This is a genomic window from Gemmata obscuriglobus (assembly GCF_008065095.1).
GTDB lineage: Bacteria > Planctomycetota > Planctomycetia > Gemmatales > Gemmataceae > Gemmata > Gemmata obscuriglobus.
Genome location: NZ_CP042911.1, coordinates 3,977,221 through 3,996,838, shown reverse-complemented (window position 1 = coordinate 3,996,838; position 19,618 = coordinate 3,977,221). Strand labels below are relative to the sequence as shown.

Below are 19,618 nucleotides of genomic sequence, written 5' to 3'. Positions count from 1 at the left end.
CCCATATGTGAGATTTATGCCACCGTGTGGTATTGAAACTCGGCGTCGCCCCCTTTCGGCTCAAGCCGGTTGAGCATCAGGTGGATCATGGCCAACTTGACGAACGCCTCCGACGACCGCACCGTCTTCTCCCGGTCCTTGGACAACCGCCGGCACGTCCCCAGCCAGGCGAACGTCCGCTCCACCGTCCACCGCCGCGGTAACTTCACCCACCCCTTGGCCCCGTCCGGGCGGCGGACGATGACCAGCTCCCACCGGGCGTTCGTCTCGACCCACTCGTACAGGGCGTAGTTGTGGTACTTGCGGTCGGCGAACACCCGGCGCACCTTCCCCATCGGTTGCTCGTCCAGCCGGCCGAACAGTTCGGCCGCCGCCTTGGCATCATCGACGCTCGCGGCCGTCACCAGCACGGCCAGCAGCAACCCCATGGAATCCACGAGGATGTGCCGCTTCCGCCCGTCCACGTTCTTGGCGTTGTCCCGGCCCCGCTCCTCGCCGCCGGAGGTCGTGTCCACCGACTGGCTATCCACGCTCGCGGTCGTCCGGGGCGAGTACGGCCTCTCGGCGGTGCGGACCTTTTTGCGGAGAAGGTCATGGATCGTGTCGCGGGTGCCGTTGTGTCGCCACTCGTCGAAGTACCGCCCGACCGTGGACTTGGGCGGGAAGTCCTTGGGCCGGTACCGCCACTGGCAACCGGTCCGCAGCACGTAGAAGACCGCGTCGGTGACGTCCCGCAGGGCGGTGGTGCGGGGACGGCCGCCGGGGTACACGGGGATGTGTGGCTCGATGAGCCCCCACTGCTCGTCGGTCACGTCGCTCGGGTAGGATTGGGTTCGCATGGACCATTCTACCCACCCAACCGCCACATATGGGACAGTCACTGAGTAGCCCTGGTGCTACACCGCCTACCGCTGGCCGAGGCGTTTTACACCGTATGGGGGTACCTCGCCTCGGACGCCGTCCTCGCGGACCTGTTCGACCGGTATCGGGGTCGGTGCTACGAGGACCAGCTCACCTTCGCCGAGTTGGTCCGGGTGCTCGCCGACGCCCTCACCCGGTACCGGGGCCACGGTCGCGGGGCCATCCTCGACGCGGTCCAGCGGAACCAGATCTCGTGCCAAGTGCGGGCCGTGTACGGCAAACTCGCGCGCCTCCCGTTGCCGCTGGCCGAGGCCCTCCTTACCACCCTCACCCCGCGCCTCCGCCCGCTGCTCCCGGCGGACGCCCGGCCGGCCGCTGTGCCGGCCAGCCTGAGCGGGCTGTCGGTGGTGGTGGTCGATGGGAAGAAGATCAAGAGGGTGGCCAAGCGGCTGCTCCCGACCCGGAACCAGCCGGGCAAACTATACGGCGGGAAGTTGCTGGTCGCGTACCTACCCGCCGAGGGCGTGGCGGTCGGTCTGGCTGCCGATGTTGACGGGGAGGCCAATGACATCCGGTCCATTCCGGCTCTGTTGCCGACCGTCCGTGAGGTGGTGACGGGGCCACGGCGGTGGGTGGCCGACCGCCAGTTCTGCGACCTGATCCAGCCCCGTCGGTTCGCCGCCGACGGAGACCACTTCGCGGTCCGGTACGGGCACAACACGGGGTTCCACCCGGACCCGACGCGGGCCCCGGTCACGGGCACGGATGATGACGGCCGCGCGGTTCGTCAGGAGTGGGGGTGGCTCGGGGCCGAAGGGCAAGGGGAGCGCCGGTTGTACGTGCGACGGGTCACCCTGATCCGCCCGGGCGACGAGGACGTGGGGGTGATTACGGACCGGCTCGACGACCGACGGCACCCCGGCGCCGATCTGCTGGCGGTGTACCTCACGCGGTGGCAAATCGAGAACGTGTTCCAACAGATCACCGAGGTGCTCCACCTGCAACGACTGATCGGGTGCCGTCCGCCCGCGACCGTGTTCCAGGGGGCCCTGTGCCTGGTACTGTTCAACGTGCTGCAACTGGTGCGAGCGTACATCACGGCCGGTCGCCCCGAGCCCACGCCCGTTGAGGATGTGTCCGCCGAGCAGGCGCTCGCGGACATGACCCGTGAGTTGATCGGGTTGCACGAGGTGCTGACGCTCGACGAGGTGACCGCCGCCCTCCCGGTGCCGGGCGGCGATGAGCGGGTGCGCGGTCGCGTGCGAGAGTTGCTCTCCACGCAATGGTCGCCGAAGTGGGCCAAGGTGCCGAACCAGAAGCCGCGACCGGAGAAGCCTCCGCCGCGAAAGTCTGGGGGGCACACCTCGATTCACAAGCTGCTCCAGCCGAAGCCGCCAAACGGTCGGACATAACGGCACGCATCAGATGTGCGCAGCAGTGACGCGCCGCCTCCATATGCAGAGTACAGGTGCTTCCGCGCCGGGTGTGAACCGGTCGGCGTGGAAGCACCGGTTCCGCGTTCTTGCACGTCCGTTACGGGCCGTGTACGCTGGCGACATGAACACCCACTTCCCGCACGCGGCGTCCCGGCGCGAGTTCCTGTTCCGGTCCGGCGGCGGGCTCGGCGGGATCGCGCTGAACTACCTCCTGGCGCGCGACGCCCGCGGCGCCGAGGCGGGGCCGCGGGGCGCGCCCGTCGTAAACCCGCTCGCCGCGAAGAAGCCGCACTTCGAGCCGAAGGCCAAGCGCGTCATCTTCCTGTTCATGGTCGGCGGCCCGAGCCAGATGGACCTGTTCGACCCGAAGCCCGCGCTCGCCAAGTGGGCCGGCAAGCCGCTCCCGGAGTCCACGGGGCGGCCCAAGAGCCAGTTCACCACCGGGCAGGAGGTGATCCTGCCCAGCACGCGAACGTTCAAGAAGCACGGCGCGAGCGGCGCGGAGGTGTCCGATCTCATGCCGCACCTCGCGACGTGCGCCGACGACATCTGTTTCTTGCGGTCGTGCTGGTGCAGCAACACGGTTCACGCGCCGGCAATGTACGAGCTGCACAGCGGACGCACCCTGATGGGCTGGCCGAGCCTCGGGAGCTGGGTCACCTACGGTCTGGGAAGCGTGAACGAGAACCTGCCCGCGTACTGCGTCATGCCGCAGCCGGAGGGCGTGCCCGAGGGCGGCGCGCCGTGCTGGTCGAACGCGTTCCTCCCGCCCGTTTACCAGGGCACGCTGATGCGTCGCGGGCCGAACCCCATCATCAACTTGCAGCCGCCCGCGGACACCGGCGCGGAACAGAACCGGCGGCAGTTCGAACTCGTGCAGAAGCTCAACGCCGCACAGGCGGGCGCCGACGCGGAACTGAACGCCCGCACCGCGAGCTACGAGCTGGCGTTCAAGATGCAGCGGCATGCGCCCGATGCGGTCGATCTCGCGAAGGAGACCGAGGCGACCAAGAAGGCTTACGGCCTCGACGAGAAGGCCACCGCGGATTTCGGCACGCGCCTCCTGCTCGCCCGGCGGCTCGTGGAACGGGGCGTCCGGTTCGTCACCGTGTACAGCGGCGGCGGGCCGATCGTGACGCAGTGGGACGCCCACGACGACGTGAACGCCAACCACGAGAAGATGTGCGGGCACGTCGATCGGCCGATCGCGGCGCTGTTAAAGGACCTGAAGCAGCGGGGGATGCTCAGGGACACGCTGGTCGTGTGGTGCAGCGAGTTCGGACGGACGCCGAACAGCCAGGGCGGTAAGGGCCGCGACCACAACCCACTTGGTTACACGATGTGGCTCGCCGGTGGCGGTGCCAAGGGCGGGGCCACCGTGGGCACGACCGACGAGTTCGGGCTGAACGCGGTCGATGACCTGATTTCCGTGAACGACTTCCACGCGACCATTCTCCACCTGCTGGGTCTGGATCACGAGCAGTTGACGTACCGGCACAGCGGGCGCGACGAGCGCCTCACAGATGTTGGCGGTGTGGTGGTCGATAAGGCGCTGGCGTAGCTGTGCCCGGCGGCTCGTGCCCAGGGGCGCTCCCCTTCCCTTCCGCGCGGGCGCGATGGCGGCGCACATCAATGAAGGCGCAGATCGCACCGGCCAGTGCGCCGAGGTATCCTCCGGCGTGCAACTGGGCTACGATCGCGAACCCGCGCAGGTCTTCGATGCCGATCTCGGTTCGCCAATGCTGCCAGCCGCGGAGGTCGCCGTCCCAGGTGGTGGCAACACCGACGGTGGCGCCGGCGAGTCCACCGACGGCCGCCCCGGACAGCACGAGTCCGAACGCACGAAACAGGCACCGCCGGCGCCGCTCGGGCGGAAGTTCGATCAGCCCGACCCGGGACAAGAACCACCCGGCCAGCAGCCCGACCCACCACGTCCCGAGGAACCCGACCACCGAAGCGAACGCCCGGGGCGGCCACCCGAAGTCCGCGTAGGCGAACTGGTGCACCTTCAATTTCGTGAAGTACTCCGGTGAGATGGCGTAGCTGATTTGATCGTGCAGCGCGCCGTAGGCGCCCGCGACGAGTGCGCAACAGAGCGAAACCCGGGCCATCGGGGCCAGTTGGTTCGCTCTCAGAGTCGGGTAAAGCAGATTCATCACGGCCGCAGGTCACTTTGCCAGCGTGCAGGCCCGAACGTGCACGTTACTGACCTGCCCGCCGTACTCGCCGCGGACGGTCACCCGGTCGCCCTTTTTCAGTCGCTTGAGTTGTGACTCTTCGTCCTCGTCTGCCATGTCGAAGAAGCACTCGATCCGGAGCCTGGCGCCGTCGTCGCCGGCGTGCAACACCAGGAACGGGGTGTCGTCCTCGCGGTCGGTGCCGTTGCGCTCGATCACGCCGTCGATTTCGAGGTACTTGCGGCGGTACTTCTGGTCCGCGGCGGTCGGATCGGTTTGGAACTCTTGGAGGAGCTGCGTGGCAGAAACACCGAGGGTGCGGATTTTGCGGTCGGCTTCGATTTGCGCCCGCACCTCGGCCATCTGCCGTTCGACGTCCCGGTCAGTGCGGTTGCCGCCCCATATTCCCAGTCCGTAGCACCCGGCAAGTACGAACATCACCAGGAAACCGCCGCCGATGGCCCGGCGGGCCGTGGGCGACAGCGCGCCGGTTTCGTCGGGGCCGCACGAGCGCCGCCGGCCACAAGCCGAGCCGACCGGCTCCGCGCAGAGCGGGCAGTTGTCGGTAAACGATCCGATGGGGCTGTACCCGCAACTGGGACACGTCTTGGCCACGGGGCATCTCGTGAGGATGTGGGGCTCGACCCGCACGGTATTTTTGAAAAGGCTATCCGACCCCGGGGGCCGGTGCAACACCCGCGATTGACCCGTACGCAAACTTCACGGCGCCACCCGCGCGGCTCGGCGCGCGGGCTGCGCAACCCGTCTTGACCGGCGCGGCGGTCTCGGGCATACCGCCGCCGCTACCGGAAATAGTTGATGCCGAGGGACGTTACGAATGACCACGCGGCGAGTCGTTACGCGCCCTTCCGGTGTCGCTGTAATAATGACGTGTGCCGTGTTCGCGCCGGTCGGGTGCGCCACCGCACCGCCGCTCGACAACCCCGTCGCGGTCCGCCGCGCCGAGGTCGAGAACCCGGTGCTCGTGTCCCCCGGTCAGCCCACCGCGCTGTCGTACCGTGAGGTGTTCGAGAAGTGCGTGGAGGTGCTCGACGACTACTTCGATTTGAACACCCCCAACCCCTACGAGGGGCGCATCACGACGAAGCCGCGGGTGGCGCCCGGGTACGAGCAGTTCTGGAAGGCCGGCAACCCGGACCCGCGGCTGCGGCTGCTCGCCACCTTCCAGAGCACCCGCCAGACCGCCAGCGTCGAGATCCGCGCCGGGGAGCGCGGCGGGTATCTGGTGTACGTTGTCGTCGATAAGGAACTCGAGGACGTGCCCCGGCCGTCCCGCGCCACCATCGGCAACGCGGTGTTCCAGGAGGCGCCCACCGTGGACCGGCAGGTGGAAGTGGTTACGGCCGAAACGGCCGGGAACGGTGGCTGGATCCGCACCGGGCGCGACTACGCCCTCGAGCAGCAGATCCTGCGGCGAATCCGGGAATGTCGCTAGGGACAATTACAGGTTCCGAGTTTCAAGTTAACAGGCACCTGGTTCGCCTTCTGTTACCTCTAACGGGCTGGGAACTCGGGACCTGAAACCTGGAACGAAAATGTAATGGCCGAGCGTGCGCTACGGATGCGGTTGGGGCTGTTCATGGGCGCGTCGCTGCTCGCGCTCGCGGGCCTCGTCGTACTATTCGGCGGCACGCCCCGTGTGTTTTCGTCCGACGTCAAATACTCGGTCCTTTTCTCCGAAGCGCCGGGGCTCGGGCCGGGCACGCCGATCCGCAAATCGGGCGTCCGCATCGGCCAGGTCACGGGGGTTGAACTCGATCCCGAGAGCGGGCAGGTGCGGGTGCGCATCGAACTCGACCGCAAGTACCTGCCGCGGAAGTCGGAAGAAGCGCACATCACCCGCGGGCTGCTCAGCGGCGACACCGCGGTGGACTTCCTTCCGAAGCTCGGTCCCGACAGCCAGCCCGTTCCGCGCGGGGAGGACTGGCCGCCGGGCAGCGAAATCCCGGGCGTCACGCCGATCACCCCGCGGAGCCTCGTGGCCCCGGCGTCGAACGCGCTCCAGAACGCGCAGCAGTCGCTCGAACGCATGACCAAGGCGTTCGAGAAACTGGAACGGCTGAGCGAGGTCGGCCCGCGGATCGAGGCCACCGCCGACGAGGCGACCGCGCTGTTCAAGGACGTCCGCGCGTTCATCCCCGAGCTGCGCAAAACCAACGCCAAGATTCAGAACATTCTCGGCCCCGACGGTCCGGTTCCCCCCAAGGGACCGCCCGCGCCGGGGGCGGCTCCGATCGGCGCGGAGCTGCCCGTCGGGTTCGTCTCGACCCAACCCCCGCTCGTGCCCGAAGAACCGAACCTGAAGACCCTCTTCCGCGACGCCCAGGACGCGCTCCGCACCATCAAGCCGGCGGTGGACGACGTTCGTGCCGCCGTCAAGCGCCTGGAGCCCGAGGTGGCGGCCGCGGTGAAGGGGGCGCGGACGGCGTTCGATAACGTGAACGACGTGCTGTCGCCGGAGAACCGCAAACAGTTCGCGGAACTGCTCAAGAACCTCAACTCGGTGGCGCTGAACGTGGTCAAGTTCGCCGGCGCGCTCGGCACCTTACTGGACAGCGCTGAAAAGACGGTCAAGAACATCGACGACCGAGTTACAGAAGTGGGGCAGGTGGTGGCGGACGTGCGGGCGGTGACCCGACCGCTCGCGGCACGCTCGGAGGGGCTCGTGAAGGGGGTCGCGGAATCCGCCGAGCAGCTCGGTAAACTGATCGCGGAGATCCGCGGAATCGTGAACGCGTTCGGCAAGGAGAACGGCACAGTTCAGAAGCTCATCAGCGACCCCACGGTGTACCAGAACCTCGACCTGGCCGCGGGCTCGCTGGCCCGCATCCTGGCGCGCTCGGAGAAGATCACCCGCGACCTGGAGGTGTTCGCGGACAAGGTGGCCCGCCGCCCGGAACTGATCGGGGTCGGCGGCGCGCTCCGCGGCAGCGGCGGGTTGAAGGAGCTGCCCGGGACGCCGAGCTACCGCCCGGACTGGCCGCCGGCGTCGTCGGCCCGCCCGTTCAGTGGTCCGACGTGGCTCGAGCCACAGAACAACGGCAAACCGCCGCCGGTTCAGGGCTATCCGCCATAGAAGCAAGCAAGAAGAGGATTGGCCACAAAAACGCACAAAGGGCACAAAAAGAAGCCAAAGACGAAGAGACTGAAGGCAGGATGTTAGCCGCAAAAAAGCACAAAGGGCACAAAAAGAAACCAAAGACGAAGACAGAATAGTGAGTTTAAAACGCTCCTCTATTGTCTTCGTCTTTGGTTTTCTTTTGTGCCCTTTGTGCTTTTTTGCGGCTAATCCTCTTCTGCTCTCATTCGTCTTCGTTTCTGGTTCCCGTTTGTGCGTTTTTGTGGCCAATCTCTTCTTGCTTACTTCTTCTTCGGCATGAACTCGTCGTCCTTGATCGTCTCCGGGAACTCCCACTTCTCGACCGTCCACTTCTCGACGACCGACTTATTGTGGAGGCACTCCAGGCGGTACGGCAGGAGTAACCCGTCCGGTCCCGGCTTGTGCTCCGCAAAGATCATCGTCGTGCGCCGCGGGACGCCGGTTGCGGTGATGGTGTACTCGACCCGCACCAGCGCGTTCGATTTCGTGTCGAAGAAGAGTTGGTACACCGGGTACTCGCCGAGCGAGAGCTTCACCAGCTTGAGTTCGCGGCTGTCGAGGCTGATGGTCTGCGGGTCGAACACGACCGCTTTTGGATCGGTGGCCGGGAGCAGGAACGCCATCCACAATTGCCCGACCAGATCGCTGGCGAGGTTCTGCTCGACCTCGGCCGGGTTCGGCGGGCGCACCTCGGTTCCGTTGCTGGTGATCACGAACTCCGGGCGGCGGAGCCAGGAAGCGACCGCCCGCTTACTTCCGAACGATTCACTGTCGTTGGTGACGTGGAGCCGGTCCGGCCACGCGGCGGCGTACGTTCGCACCGCGTCCGATTGATTAGAGCTGTCCACCGAGTACATCAGCCCCTTCATCGCGACCCGGCAGTATTTGCCTTTCGCGAGCAGGTCCGGCTTTCCGCCGGTGAACGCCTTCACGGCCTGGTCGATAACCGCCAGGGCCTCGGGATCAGACTTCGTGGGCACCGGCGACGGAACCGGGCCGCTGCCGGGCTTCAGGAGGTCGGTCGGCAGCACCTTTTCCGGCCCGCAGCCGGCGAGCGACAGGGCGAACCCGAAGAGGACCGCGCCGACTCCGTACCGCTTCATCTGCCACCCTCCGGGATTCGCCGACACGTTCGTCCTCTTTTGTATCGCTCGCGCAGGCTCAGCGCCTACGGTCATAACCGGCGCCGATGAACCGGCGTTGGGGGCGAGCGACAGGTTGGCGCGGAGAGGCGCGGAATGCGGGTGCCGGCCGGTCGAGCAGGTCCGGTGCTGCGGGTCGTTCCGGCTCGGGGACGTTTTTGCGGTCGCGCAAGCGGCTCTTGGGCGCAAACGCTTGCGGGACACTGCGGGACGCGCCTCGCCGCACCCCGGGGCGGGTTCCTAGCATATCGGCGAACCGGCCCGCGGGCCGGTACGTAACAACTGGGTACACCCCCTAAATCGGCTCGTGCGGCGCCCGGAGTGCTTGGAAATGGCCGAAGACGTTGTCGTTGAGACCCGCAACCTCACCAAGGTGTACCGCGACTTCTGGGGCCGCAAGAAGAAGACCGCGCTCAACGCGCTCGACCTGAAGATCTACAAAGGCGAGATCTTCGGGCTGCTCGGGCCGAACGGGTCCGGCAAAACCACCACCATCAAGCTGCTGCTCGGGCTGCTGTTCCCGACCTCCGGGGACGCGTTCGTGTTCGGCGAGCCGGCCGCGAAGGTCGAGAAGAACGAGCGCATCGGGTACCTGCCGGAAGAGTCGTATCTGTACCGGTTCCTCAACGCGGAAGAGACGCTCGACTTCTACGGCCGGCTGTTCAACATCGACCCCGACACCCGCAAGCGCCGGGCGGCCGAGCTGATCGACCGGGTGGGGCTGTCTGCGGACAAGAAGCGCATCCTGAAGGAATACTCGAAGGGCATGCGCCAGCGCATCGGGCTGGCCCAGGCGCTCATCAACGACCCGGACCTCATCATCCTCGACGAGCCGACCTCGGGCCTCGACCCGCTCGGCACCCGGTGGATGAAGGACCTGATCCTCGATCTGAAGGCGAAGGGCAAAACCATCCTGATGTGCTCGCACCGGCTGGAGGACGTGCAGGACGTGTGCGGGCGAATCGCGATCCTTTACAACGGGGACCTCCAGACGCTCGGCAAGGTGTCGACTCTCGTCGAGGACGCCGCGCGGCTCGAGGTGCGGGCCAGCAGCGTCAAGGAGACCCCCGAGCTGAAGGCCGAACTGGCGGCGCTGTTCAAGAAGTACGGCGGCACGCTCGAGACGCTCGGACACCCCGCCAGCACCCTGGAAGAGCTGTTCCTGCGGGTGATCGAGGAGTCGCGGGCGCGGCCGGGCCGCCGGTACCTGCCGCCCGAAGAGGCGATGCAGAACACCGCGGTGCCGCCGAAGGCGTGAGCCGCCGGGTTCTCGGCCCGCGGTCGGAGCAGCGGGTCCGAAGCGACGTGATGTAACAAGAACCCCGTCGGGCTCGGGGCGTTCGGGCGGCACGCCGCCCGTGCGGATCTAACGGTTCAGGGTTCGCGTATCGGGAATCGCCGGGGTTCTCATCCCGGACTCAAGGGTGACTCGATGACGGCGCCGCTGTTCGGCATTCTGCAACTGGACCGGGGCGACCCGTGGGGGTACGCCGAACTCCAAGGCCTCGTACAGGCGTGGCTCCAGGACGCCGGCGGGTTCGCGGCCGTCGGGCTGGCCGTGTACCTGCTGTACGCCCTCGCGACCCCCACCGACAAGTCCGAGTCCGAGCGGCTCCGCGTCCCGGTGTCCACCTGGATGCTCGGCATGGCGGCCCTGGCGCTGGTGAGCTACGCGATCTACTTGGCGCTCATCATCTTTAAGAAGGGGGAAGTGCCGGTGCCCCCCCCTCCCCCGCCGGGCGAGTCGCCCAAGCCCGAGTTGCCCGTCTGGCACGGTCAGGCGCAGGCCATCGCCCTCATGATCGGCGGCCTGTTCTCGCTGCTCGGGCTGTGCGAGCCGTTCGTGCGAGACCTGTACAAGATCCTGCGCCGCAACGTGTCGTTCAACTCGTCCGGGGCCAAGCGGTTCGGTCACGCTCTCGGCACGTACACGACCGGGCTGATGAGCCGGCGCCTCTTGATCGCCGTGGGCGGTGCGGTCGCGGCGTACCTCGCGGTCGGCGCCGTGCTGTTCGCCATTGGGGCGCCGCAACTGACCGCCATCTGGGCGTGGCTGCTGGCGGTCGGCGCCGGGGTGGCGCTGGCGGCGCTCGCCGTACTCATGCTGTTCGAGGCCGAAGGGCCGGTGTGGGCCATCGCCAAGCTGAGCTTCAAAGAGGTGATCCGCAAGCGGGTGTTGTGGGTGTTCCTCATCATCCTGCTCCCGGCCCTGTTCCCGTGGCAGTGGTTCTTCCCGAGCAAGCCGAGCGACGAGCTGCGGAACACCACCGGCACGATCACGTTCGTCCTCAGCATCCTGTGCCTGGTGCCGGGCGTGCTGCTGGCCGCCCTGGGCATCCCGGACGACATCAAGAGCCTGAACATCTTCACCATTGTCTCGAAGCCGGTGGAGCGGTTCGAGATCGTGCTCGGGCGGTTCATCGGGTACGTGTCGCTGATGACCCTGGTGCTGCTCGGGCTCACCGGCATTAGCGTGGCGCTGATCGCCAACACGTCGGTGTCCCCGCAGGCCCGCGCGGAGACGTACAAGGCCCGGGTGCCGCACCGCGGGAAGCTCGAGTTCAAGAGCATGCTGGCCCAGGACCGGCAGGAGAAGAAGGACTTCGAGGGCACCAACGTGGGCCGCGAGTTCGACTACCGGCGGTACATCGCCGGGCACCCGGACTCCCCCCAGCGCGGCATCTGGAAGTTCGCCACCGTGCCGACCGACCTGGAGCGCCCCGAAGGGGACCGCGTGCCGCTCGAGTTCACCTTCGACGTGTACCGGATGACCAAGGGCGAGCAGGACGCGGGGGTGCTGACGAACTTCACCATCGCCACCCACAACGCGCCCCAGCGCCAGCCCTCCAAGCAGGAGGGGGCCGAGTGGCGGTGGGTGGACGCCGACCAGGGCGCCGACTACGCCGCCGCGGTCCAACGGTTGCTCACCGGGGCGCTGATCGACGCGCGGCTCGCGGCCCGCCTCAAGGGCGGCGAACCCAAGACGGACCAGGAGCGCGCCGAGCTGCGGCTGGCCCAGCGCATGAAGAGCCTGGCCGAGAAGCTCAAGGCGAACGGCGTCAAGGTGACCGAAGCGGACGGGCTGGTTACGACGGAGCCGGCGAACGTGTCCGACCCGCGGCCCGGGACCCCGGCGTGGAAGGCCGTCAGCGCGCTCGCCGAGGAGTTCGGGTTCTTCGAACTCCGGGGCAAGCGGGTGCTGGACTACACGGTCATGGGCATTGAGGTGCCGGCCGGGCTGTTCCGCAGCGCCAACCAGGGCACTCCGGGCAAGGACGAGCGGGGGCAGACGCTGCCGCGGCTCGCGATCTACGTCAAGTGCGAGAGCCCCGGCCAGTTGCTCGGGATGGCCGAGCCGGACCTGTACCTGCTCCGCAACGAGCTGCGCTACGAGGTGAACTTCTTCAAGAGCATGATCGGGCTCTGGTGCCGGCTGTGCATGTTCATCGGCGTGGCGGTCGCGGCCAGCACGTACCTCAGCGGCATCCTGGCGTTCCTGCTGTCCGCTGGCATCTACATCATCGGGCTGTTCACCGACCACCTGACCGACCTGGCGACGGGGCGGAACATCGGCGGCCCGTTCCAGAGCCTCTCGCAGATCGTGAAGGCGGAGCAGTCCACCGCGCAGGTGACCGACTCGGCCGGGACGCGGGCGCTGATGTTCGGCGACAAGATCGCGGCGTGGTTCTTCCGCCGGTTCCAGAACCTGATCCCGGACGTGGAGTCCTTCAGTTGGGGCCACTTCGTGGCGGAGGGCTTCAACATCAACGCCGAGTACCTCGTGGTGAACCTGGTGGTCACCGCCGGCTACCTGCTGCCCTGGGCCGTACTCGCGTACTATTTAATGCGGAACCGCGAGGTGGCCGCGTAGTCGCGGTCAGAAGGCAGAGGACTGAGAACAGAGGCCGGTGCGGTTCTTTGGCGCCGGCCCTGTTTGTTCTTGCCCTGACCGCTGCATTTTGTTGCCTGATCTCTGTCGTCTGGCCGCGACCTTCTCATCGCTGTCCTCTGTCCTCTGGTGGCGAATGAACCCCCTGCAACGAGCCGCGACGATCCGCAAGGCGAGCTACCTCGGCGCGATCCTCGTGCTGTTCACGGTCAGCCTGTACTGGCGCGGGGTGATCCCGCTCCCGCTGCGGCTCAGCACCGCCAGCGCCGCGGCCCCGTTCCGGTGGGCCGGCACCCACACCATCGAGAGCCAGGCCCAGCGCCTGGAGGTGTGGGAGCTGAACCCCGAGGAGAGCGAGGCCGAGGTCGTCGGCAGCGCGCTGCGGCTCACCCTCACCGGGAGCCGCGGGTTCGTGGTCACCGGGCTGTGGCTGTCGGCCATCGACAAGCAGCGGCGGAACGACTTCCACGAGTTCGAGCAGCGGGTGCAGGCGGTCACCAAGCTGCAGCCCAACTTCATCACGCCCTGGATCTTCCAGAGCTGGAACATCGCGTACAACGTGTCGGTCGAGATGCACGGGTCCGGCGACATGTACTTCTACATCGCCCGCGGGATCGAGCTGCTGGCCAAGGGGGAGCGGCAGAACCGGCGGTCCCCGGACATGCGGTACCAGATCGCCTTCTACTACCAGAACAAGTTCGGCGTGTCGGACCAGGTGGAGGTGCTGCGGTGCCTGTTCGACCTGAGCTGCATCCCGCCCGAGCAGCGCGACCCGCGGCGGTTCGTGGACCCCGAGACCAAGAAGTTCCGGTACGACGTGTTCGAGTCGTTCTGCCAGGACTACCCGCACCTCGTGCGGCGGCTCCGCGGCGAGGACCAGCGGTACACCGACAAAAAGGCCGCCGAGAAGCTGCGCCGCGCTACTCCGCAGGAGGTGGTGCAGTTCCTGGAAACCAACTACGAGGTGCCGTCGCGGTACCGGGTGGTGTACCGGGTGGACGGCACGCGCGAGTACAAGAACGAGCTGGCCGACAAGGACAAGCAGTTCCCTGCCCTGCCGGACCAGTTCACCGAGTCGAACGAAGCGCACCCCAAGATGGAGACCAAGACCGAGCTGTCCACCGCGGGCGGGTACTTCACCGCATTTAAAGCGGCCCGGGCCTGGTTCAGCTACTCGCTGCTGCTTTTGCCCCCGCAGATTAAGGACGCCCAGGGGCAGCCGGTGCCCGGTCCGACCCCGCGGGCCGGCCAGTTCGGGCACGACCCGGCGAAGCACCGCGTCCCGCGGCTGCCGGCGATGGTGATCTTCCGACAGGGTGCGCCCCGGGCTCAGAGCTACCAGGCCGAGATGGAGCAGAAGGAGGGGTGGTTCGACGAGGAGGGCTGGCAGGTCGACGACCCGACCGCGGAGCCGTCGAAGCTGTGGTTCGCGGACGACCCGGACCGCCCCTCGCGGCCGAAGGGCGTAGTGGCCGGGGCCGGTCGCGCGTGGTCGCTGGTCGAGTGGCAGAAGGCGGCCGAGCTGTGGAACCGGCACGGGGCCGACTACGGCCTGTCCGTCGACCCGGCCCGGTACCAGACACTCCGGGCGCAGGCCACCGACCCGGGCTCGATCCCCGGCGACCTGACCCAGGACCAGTACAACGACGAGGACCTGCGCAAGCGGTACGTGGCCAAGACCGCCCTCGACTACTACGCCTCGAACCGGCAGGTGACCAACTTCCCGTACTTCGTCGCCGCGGCCAACGCCGAGCAGAAGCGGGAGACGGTGGCCGCGCGCAAGACGCTCTACAAGGCCGAGCAGGCCCGCAAAATCGGTAACCCGCCGCTCGCCATCCAGTTGTACGGGAACGGGTTGGCCCAGTGGAAAGAGGTGCTGCGTGCCAACCCCACCTTCCACCGCCCCGAGCGGTCCGACCGGACCGAAGAGGAGACGTGCGAGTTCGAGATGGCGTACCAGCGGCTGCTGGTGCAGGACGACGAGCGGGTGCGCGAGTACGCCGACCGGCTGGCCGGCGGGTCGCAGTCGGTGGTGCCGTTCCTGAGCCTGCCCTTCCCCATGCAGGACAAGTGGTACCAGGCCCAACTGGACCAGCGCCGCAAGCAGTGGGCCGCGGAACTCAAGCAGTGGGAGGAGCGGCAGCGGACCCGCAAGCCCGACGACAAGCCGGACCCGCGCCCCGAGGAGCCGCGGGTGGAAGCGGACCCGCTGTGGCCCAGCGGGAACCGCGAGGAGCTGAAGTGGTACGTGGTCGAGAACGTGTCCGGTCAGAGCTTCTCGTCCCCGTTCGTCGGGTCGACGGCCCCGGACGGCGGGCCGTGGGTGAGTGACGCGATGAAGGAGTCGGTGCGGCAGAAGCAGGGCGTGTCGCGCAAGCAGCCGGCGGGCATCGCGGCCGGCGGGGCGCCGCAGCCGGGTGCGACGCCGCAAGAGCAACCGCATCAGCCGTAAAAGGCGAACACCGAAGCACGCCAGCGGGCCGCGGGGTCACCTCCGCGGCCCGCGGTTCGTACAACACTCATCTCACCACACCCCACCTGCCCATTTGCACGACTCACCCGACATGAACCGCACCGCGCTCGCCGTTCTCGCGCACCCCGACGACGCCGAATTCCTCTGCGCCGGCACCCTCGTCCGGCTCCACAAGGAGCACGGCTGGACGGTCCACGTGGCCACCATGACCCCGGGCGACTGCGGCTCCGCAGAGCACACGCCCGAAGAGATCGCCCGCATCCGCCGGGGCGAGGGGCGGGCCGCGGCCAACGCAATTGGGGCAGCGTACCATTGCCTTGAGGAGCGTGACCTGAGGGTGGTGTACAACGAGCCGGCGCTGGAGAAGGTGGTGCGGCTCATCAACGCGGTGGCGCCGGCGGTGGTGTTCACGCACAGCCCGGACGACTACCACCTGGACCACGAGCAGACGAGCAAGTTGGTGCGGGCGGCCACGTTCGCAGCCCCGATCCCCAACTTCCTTCACGGGCGGCACCTGCACCCGCCCGTCGCGCACATCCCGCACCTGTTCTACTGCGACCCGCTCGAGGGCCGCGACGCGTTCGGGCAGCCGATCAAGCCGGCGTTCCGGATCGACATTTCGTCGGTGATCGCGGACAAGGGGCGGATGCTGGAGTGCCACGAGAGCCAGCGGGCGTGGCTGCGGAAGCACCACGGGGTCGACAACTTGGTGGACTCGATGCGCGAGTGGGGGGCGGCGCAGGGGGCCGCCGCCGGCGTGGCGTTCGCGGAAGGGTTCCGGCAGCACCTCGGGCACAGTTACCCGGCGAACAACATCCTTAAGGAACTGCTCGGCGCGGTGTGATACCAATTCCAGTCGTTCCAAGTTGAGAACCCGTGCGGCACAAGCTCCGGCCCATTCGTGTGCCTTCAGGTTCGCGCGGAACTTGGAACCTGGAACTTGAAACGATTGAAGTCGGGTTGGACCCGAACTGACGCGCGCCGTGAAGCGCGGAACGGCCGACGCGTTTCACACTTTGCCCGACGGTTCGGTCACGGGTTCCTTGACGCACCTCGGACCCGCCCGTAATCATTTCCCGTGAACGCCTCGTTTTCTTCAGGCGCGAACCGGCCCGCCGCGCGAACCCGCGTGGCGGGTGAATCGTCCCGACTCCGCCGCCGGAGCCGCCCCGCTGTCCCCAGGACGCTCGCAACATGACCCCGTCCGACCCGACCTCGAACGCGTCTGACTCGCCGACCGCACCGCTGCCCGAAACGCCAACCGCAACACCGGGTGACGCCGAAACGGCGCCGGTCGCGTCCGCCGAACCGGCGCCGCCGGCCGGCGAGATTACCGCGCCCGAAGGCGCGGCGCCGGTGGTCGAAGGGGCCGCGGACGCCGCGGCCGCCGACGCCGTGCCGGAAGAGGTCGCGCCGCCGCCGCCCTCGCGCGAACCCGCTCAGCCCGTTCCCGAGGTGCCGCCCTCGCCGCAGCCGCACGACCTCTCGCGGATCGCGCAGGATCTGCAGATCCGCAAGGCGCAGGTCGAGGCCGTGGTCCAGTTGCTCGACGACGACAACACGGTGCCGTTCATCACCCGGTACCGCAAGGAGCGGACCGGCGGGCTGAACGAGGACGTCATCCGCCGCATCCAGGACCGGGTCGCGGCGCTCCGCGCGCTGACCGACCGCAAGCGCACCATCCTCAAGAGCATCGCGTTCCAGGGCAAGCTGAACGACGACCTCGTGCGGGCGGTGCTGGGCGCCGAGTCGCCGAAGCGGCTCGAAGACCTGTACCTGCCGTTCAAGCCGAAAAAGAAGTCGCTCGCCACCGAGGCCCGCGAGAAAGGGCTCGGGCCGCTGGCCGAGGCCATCTTCCACCGCGACCCCGCCGTCGAGAAGCTCGACGAGGTGGTGCAGGGGCTCGTCGACCCCGACAAGTGGCTGCTAAACACCGACGACGTGATGGCCGGCGTCCGCAACATCCTCGCGGACATGGTCGCCGACAGCGCCGACGTGCGCGGGCCGCTCCGCGCCTTCACCTGGGACACCGGCGTGCTGGTGTCGGTCCGCAACGAGAGCGTCGCGGAGGGCAAAGGGAAGGAGTACGAGCCGTACTTCGACTTCCGCGAGCCGGTGAAGGAGATCCCGCCGCACCGCGTGCTGGCCATCAACCGCGGCGAGAAGGGGAACGTGCTCAAGGTGCGGGTCGACACCGACCCGGTGCGCGGGCTGGAGATCACCACCTACCACCTGAACCTCGCCGAGCACCCGCACCGCGGGCTCTTGCTCGAGGTCGCCAAGGACGCGCTCGAGCGGCTGCTGCGGCCGAGCCTCGAGCGCGAGGTGCGCCGGGAGCTGACGGACCGCGCGCAAGAGCACGCGGTGATGGTGTTCGCCAAGAACCTCCGCAGCCTGCTGCTCCAGCCGCCCCTCCGGGGCAAAAAGGTGCTCGCGATCGACCCGGGGATCCGGACCGGGTGCAAGCTCGCCGCCCTCGACGAGACCGGCAAGCTGCTCGAAGACGCGGTCATCTACCCGCACAACCAGAAGCAGGCCGGCGATGCCAAGCGGAAGCTCGAGCAGCTCATCCGCAAGTACCAGATCTCGGTCATCGCGATCGGCAACGGGACCGGGTGCCGCGACAGCGAACAACTGGTCGCCGACCTGATCGCCGAGTTCGTCCACCGGCGGCTGAACCCGGTTCCCGAGGCGCCGCAGTCGGTCACCGTGTCGAGCGACACGCCGGCGCCCGCGCCGGTGGCCGCCGAGGCCGTTCCGGTGCCCGCCGAAGCGGCGCCGGCGCCGGCCGCGGTCACCCTGGATTCGGACGCCCCGACGCTCCCGAGCGAGTCGCTGACGCTGTCGGTGTCGCTGACCCCGGACGGGACCGCGCCGCTGGCCCCGGCCGCGACGCACGTTGAGACGCCGCCGGCCGCCGGCGAGACGCTCACCACCGGGGCGCCGGTCACCGCGTCCGTGCCGGTGGCGCCCCCCCCGCCCCCCGCGGCCCCGCCGATCTCGCTCGACGGGCTGCCGGAGGCGCCCGCCGACCTCGCCTACGTCATCGTGATCGAGGCCGGCGCCAGCGACTACTCCGCCAGCCCCGTGGCCCGCGAGGAGTTCCCGGACCTCGACGCTACCACCCGCGGCACCATCAGCATCGGCCGCCGGCTACAGGACCCGCTCGCGGAACTGGTGAAGATCGACCCGCAGCACATCGGCGTCGGGCTGTACCAGCACGACGTGAAGCCGAAGTTCCTCAAGGAGTCGCTCGAAGGGGTCATCGAGTCGAGCGTGAACCAGGTCGGGGTGGACCTCAACACCGCCAGCGTGCCCCTGCTGCGGCACGTGTCGGGCCTGAACCAGCTCGTCGCCCGCGAGATCGTGAACTACCGCGAGAAGAACGGGCCGTTCGCGAACCGCGAGCAACTCCTTCAGGTGCCGGGTCTGGGCGAGAAGCGGTTCACCCAGGCGGCCGGGTTCCTCAAGCTGCCGGACGGCGCGGACCCGCTCGACAGCACCTGGATCCACCCGGAGAGCTACGAGGTCGCCCGCAAGGCGCTCGCGGACTTCGGGTTCACCCCGGACGACCTCCGCAGCCGGGAGAAGGTGCAGGAGCTGCGGGCGAAGCTGAACGCGACCGACCTGCCCGAGATGGCGGCCAAGCTGGGCGCCGGCGAGCCGACGCTGGACGACATCTTCGCGTCGCTGGCGCGCCCCGGCCGCGACCCGCGCGAGGACCTGCCGCCGCCGATCTTCAAGACCGGCGTACTCCGCCTGGAGGACATCACCCAGGGCATGGAGCTGAAGGGCACCGTGCTGAACGTGGTGCCGTTCGGGGCGTTCGTGGACATCGGCTTGAAGGAGAGCGGGTTGGTTCACATCAGCCAGATGGCCAACCGCTACATCAAGTCGCCGTACGACGTGGTGTCGGTGGGCGACGTGGTGACGGTGTGGGTGATGGAGGTGAAGGCGGGCGAGAAGAAGATCTCGCTCTCCATGATCCAGCCGGGGCAGGAGCGGCGCCAGCCCGACCGCGGCCGCGGGGGGCGCCCCGACGCCCCGCCGCGCGAGCCCCGGGGCGAACGGCCGCCGCGCCCGCAGCCGGCGCCGCAACCCGCGCAAGAGCGACCCGCACCGCGCGAGGACCGCGGCGGGTACCGGCCGCCCCAACGTCAGGGCGGGTTCCAGCCGCGGCAAGGGGCGGGCGCGGGCCAGGGGCAGCAGCGGTACGGCAACCGCACCCCGGCACCGAACGTGACGCCCCCCCAGCCCCAAGAGGCCGCACCGCCCGAGCCGCCGAAGAAGCCCGGCAAGCCGAAGCCGCTGCCGAACTTGACGCCCGAGAAGAAGGCCGGCAAGGCTGCGCTCAACACCTTCGGTGAGCTTCTGGCGTTTTTCAAGCCGCCGGAGCCCGAGAAGAAGCCGGAGGCCCCGAAGGAGGAGCCGAAGGCTCAGGAAACGAAGCCCGAAGAACCGAAGCAGGAAGAAGGCGGGCAAGCGTGACGGCCACACCCGGTCGTGGCGTTCATAGCGC

The 19,618-nt window shown here is 68.2% G+C and carries 13 protein-coding genes; 9 read left to right on the top strand and 4 right to left on the bottom strand.

Annotated features, from left to right (window positions below):
* Nucleotides 1-14 precede the first annotated feature (14 nt).
* Nucleotides 15-839, bottom strand: a complete 825-nt coding sequence (locus GobsT_RS16605; RefSeq protein ID WP_010038832.1) for an IS5 family transposase — start codon at nucleotides 837-839, stop codon at nucleotides 15-17.
* Between the two features lie 54 nt (nucleotides 840-893).
* Between GobsT_RS16605 and GobsT_RS16600 the strand changes: the two genes are divergently transcribed.
* Both GobsT_RS16600 and GobsT_RS16595 read left to right on the top strand, forming a co-directional pair.
* Complete coding sequence (locus GobsT_RS16600; protein ID WP_010038902.1) at nucleotides 894-2,273, top strand: transposase; 1,380 nt, start codon at nucleotides 894-896, stop codon at nucleotides 2,271-2,273.
* Nucleotides 2,274-2,418: 145 nt separating this feature from the next.
* On the top strand, nucleotides 2,419-3,858 hold the full coding sequence (locus tag GobsT_RS16595) for a DUF1501 domain-containing protein (protein WP_029600847.1): 1,440 nt from the start codon (nucleotides 2,419-2,421) through the stop codon (nucleotides 3,856-3,858).
* On the opposite strand, the gene GobsT_RS16590 is transcribed toward GobsT_RS16595, so the two are convergent.
* Both GobsT_RS16590 and GobsT_RS16585 read right to left on the bottom strand, forming a co-directional pair.
* A complete protein-coding gene (locus GobsT_RS16590) occupies nucleotides 3,815-4,453 on the bottom strand; it encodes a hypothetical protein (RefSeq protein ID WP_148087766.1) in 639 nt (212 codons plus the stop codon). The two genes, GobsT_RS16595 and GobsT_RS16590, sit on opposite strands and share 44 nt — an antisense overlap.
* Before the next feature lie 12 nt (nucleotides 4,454-4,465).
* On the bottom strand, nucleotides 4,466-5,089 hold the full coding sequence (locus tag GobsT_RS16585) for an OB-fold protein (protein ID WP_010038896.1): 624 nt from the start codon (nucleotides 5,087-5,089) through the stop codon (nucleotides 4,466-4,468).
* A 271-nt stretch (nucleotides 5,090-5,360) separates the two neighbouring features.
* Between GobsT_RS16585 and GobsT_RS16580 the strand changes: the two genes are divergently transcribed.
* Together GobsT_RS16580 and GobsT_RS16575 are read left to right on the top strand one after the other, a co-directional pair.
* Nucleotides 5,361-5,930 (top strand): hypothetical protein, encoded by a 570-nt coding sequence (locus GobsT_RS16580; RefSeq protein WP_010038894.1) that lies wholly within the window; start codon nucleotides 5,361-5,363, stop codon nucleotides 5,928-5,930.
* Nucleotides 5,931-6,035: 105 nt separating this feature from the next.
* Nucleotides 6,036-7,571, top strand: coding sequence for an MlaD family protein (locus GobsT_RS16575; protein ID WP_029600846.1), 1,536 nt, complete (start codon nucleotides 6,036-6,038; stop codon nucleotides 7,569-7,571).
* 284 nt (nucleotides 7,572-7,855) lie between these two features.
* Here the strand turns inward: GobsT_RS16575 and GobsT_RS16570 are convergent, their stop codons facing one another.
* Nucleotides 7,856-8,698: a hypothetical protein gene (locus GobsT_RS16570; RefSeq protein WP_010049088.1), complete on the bottom strand. Its 843-nt coding sequence runs from the start codon at nucleotides 8,696-8,698 to the stop codon at nucleotides 7,856-7,858.
* Nucleotides 8,699-9,068: 370 nt separating this feature from the next.
* On the opposite strand from GobsT_RS16570, the gene GobsT_RS16565 reads away from it, so the two are divergent.
* From GobsT_RS16565 to GobsT_RS37825, 5 genes are all read left to right on the top strand, one after another.
* Nucleotides 9,069-9,995 carry an ABC transporter ATP-binding protein gene (locus GobsT_RS16565; protein WP_010049086.1) on the top strand — a complete coding sequence of 309 codons (927 nt, stop codon included), beginning with the start codon at nucleotides 9,069-9,071 and terminating at the stop codon, nucleotides 9,993-9,995.
* A 174-nt stretch (nucleotides 9,996-10,169) separates the two neighbouring features.
* Nucleotides 10,170-12,608 carry an ABC transporter permease gene (locus GobsT_RS16560; protein ID WP_010049084.1) on the top strand — a complete coding sequence of 813 codons (2,439 nt, stop codon included), beginning with the start codon at nucleotides 10,170-10,172 and terminating at the stop codon, nucleotides 12,606-12,608.
* Between the two features lie 154 nt (nucleotides 12,609-12,762).
* Nucleotides 12,763-15,078, top strand: a complete 2,316-nt coding sequence (locus GobsT_RS16555; protein ID WP_010049081.1) for a hypothetical protein — start codon at nucleotides 12,763-12,765, stop codon at nucleotides 15,076-15,078.
* Nucleotides 15,079-15,190: 112 nt separating this feature from the next.
* A complete protein-coding gene (locus GobsT_RS16550) occupies nucleotides 15,191-15,943 on the top strand; it encodes a PIG-L deacetylase family protein (RefSeq protein ID WP_010049079.1) in 753 nt (250 codons plus the stop codon).
* A 350-nt stretch (nucleotides 15,944-16,293) separates the two neighbouring features.
* Complete coding sequence (locus tag GobsT_RS37825) at nucleotides 16,294-19,587, top strand: helix-hairpin-helix domain-containing protein (RefSeq protein WP_010050094.1); 3,294 nt, start codon at nucleotides 16,294-16,296, stop codon at nucleotides 19,585-19,587.
* The last annotated feature ends 31 nt before the right edge of the window (nucleotides 19,588-19,618 follow it).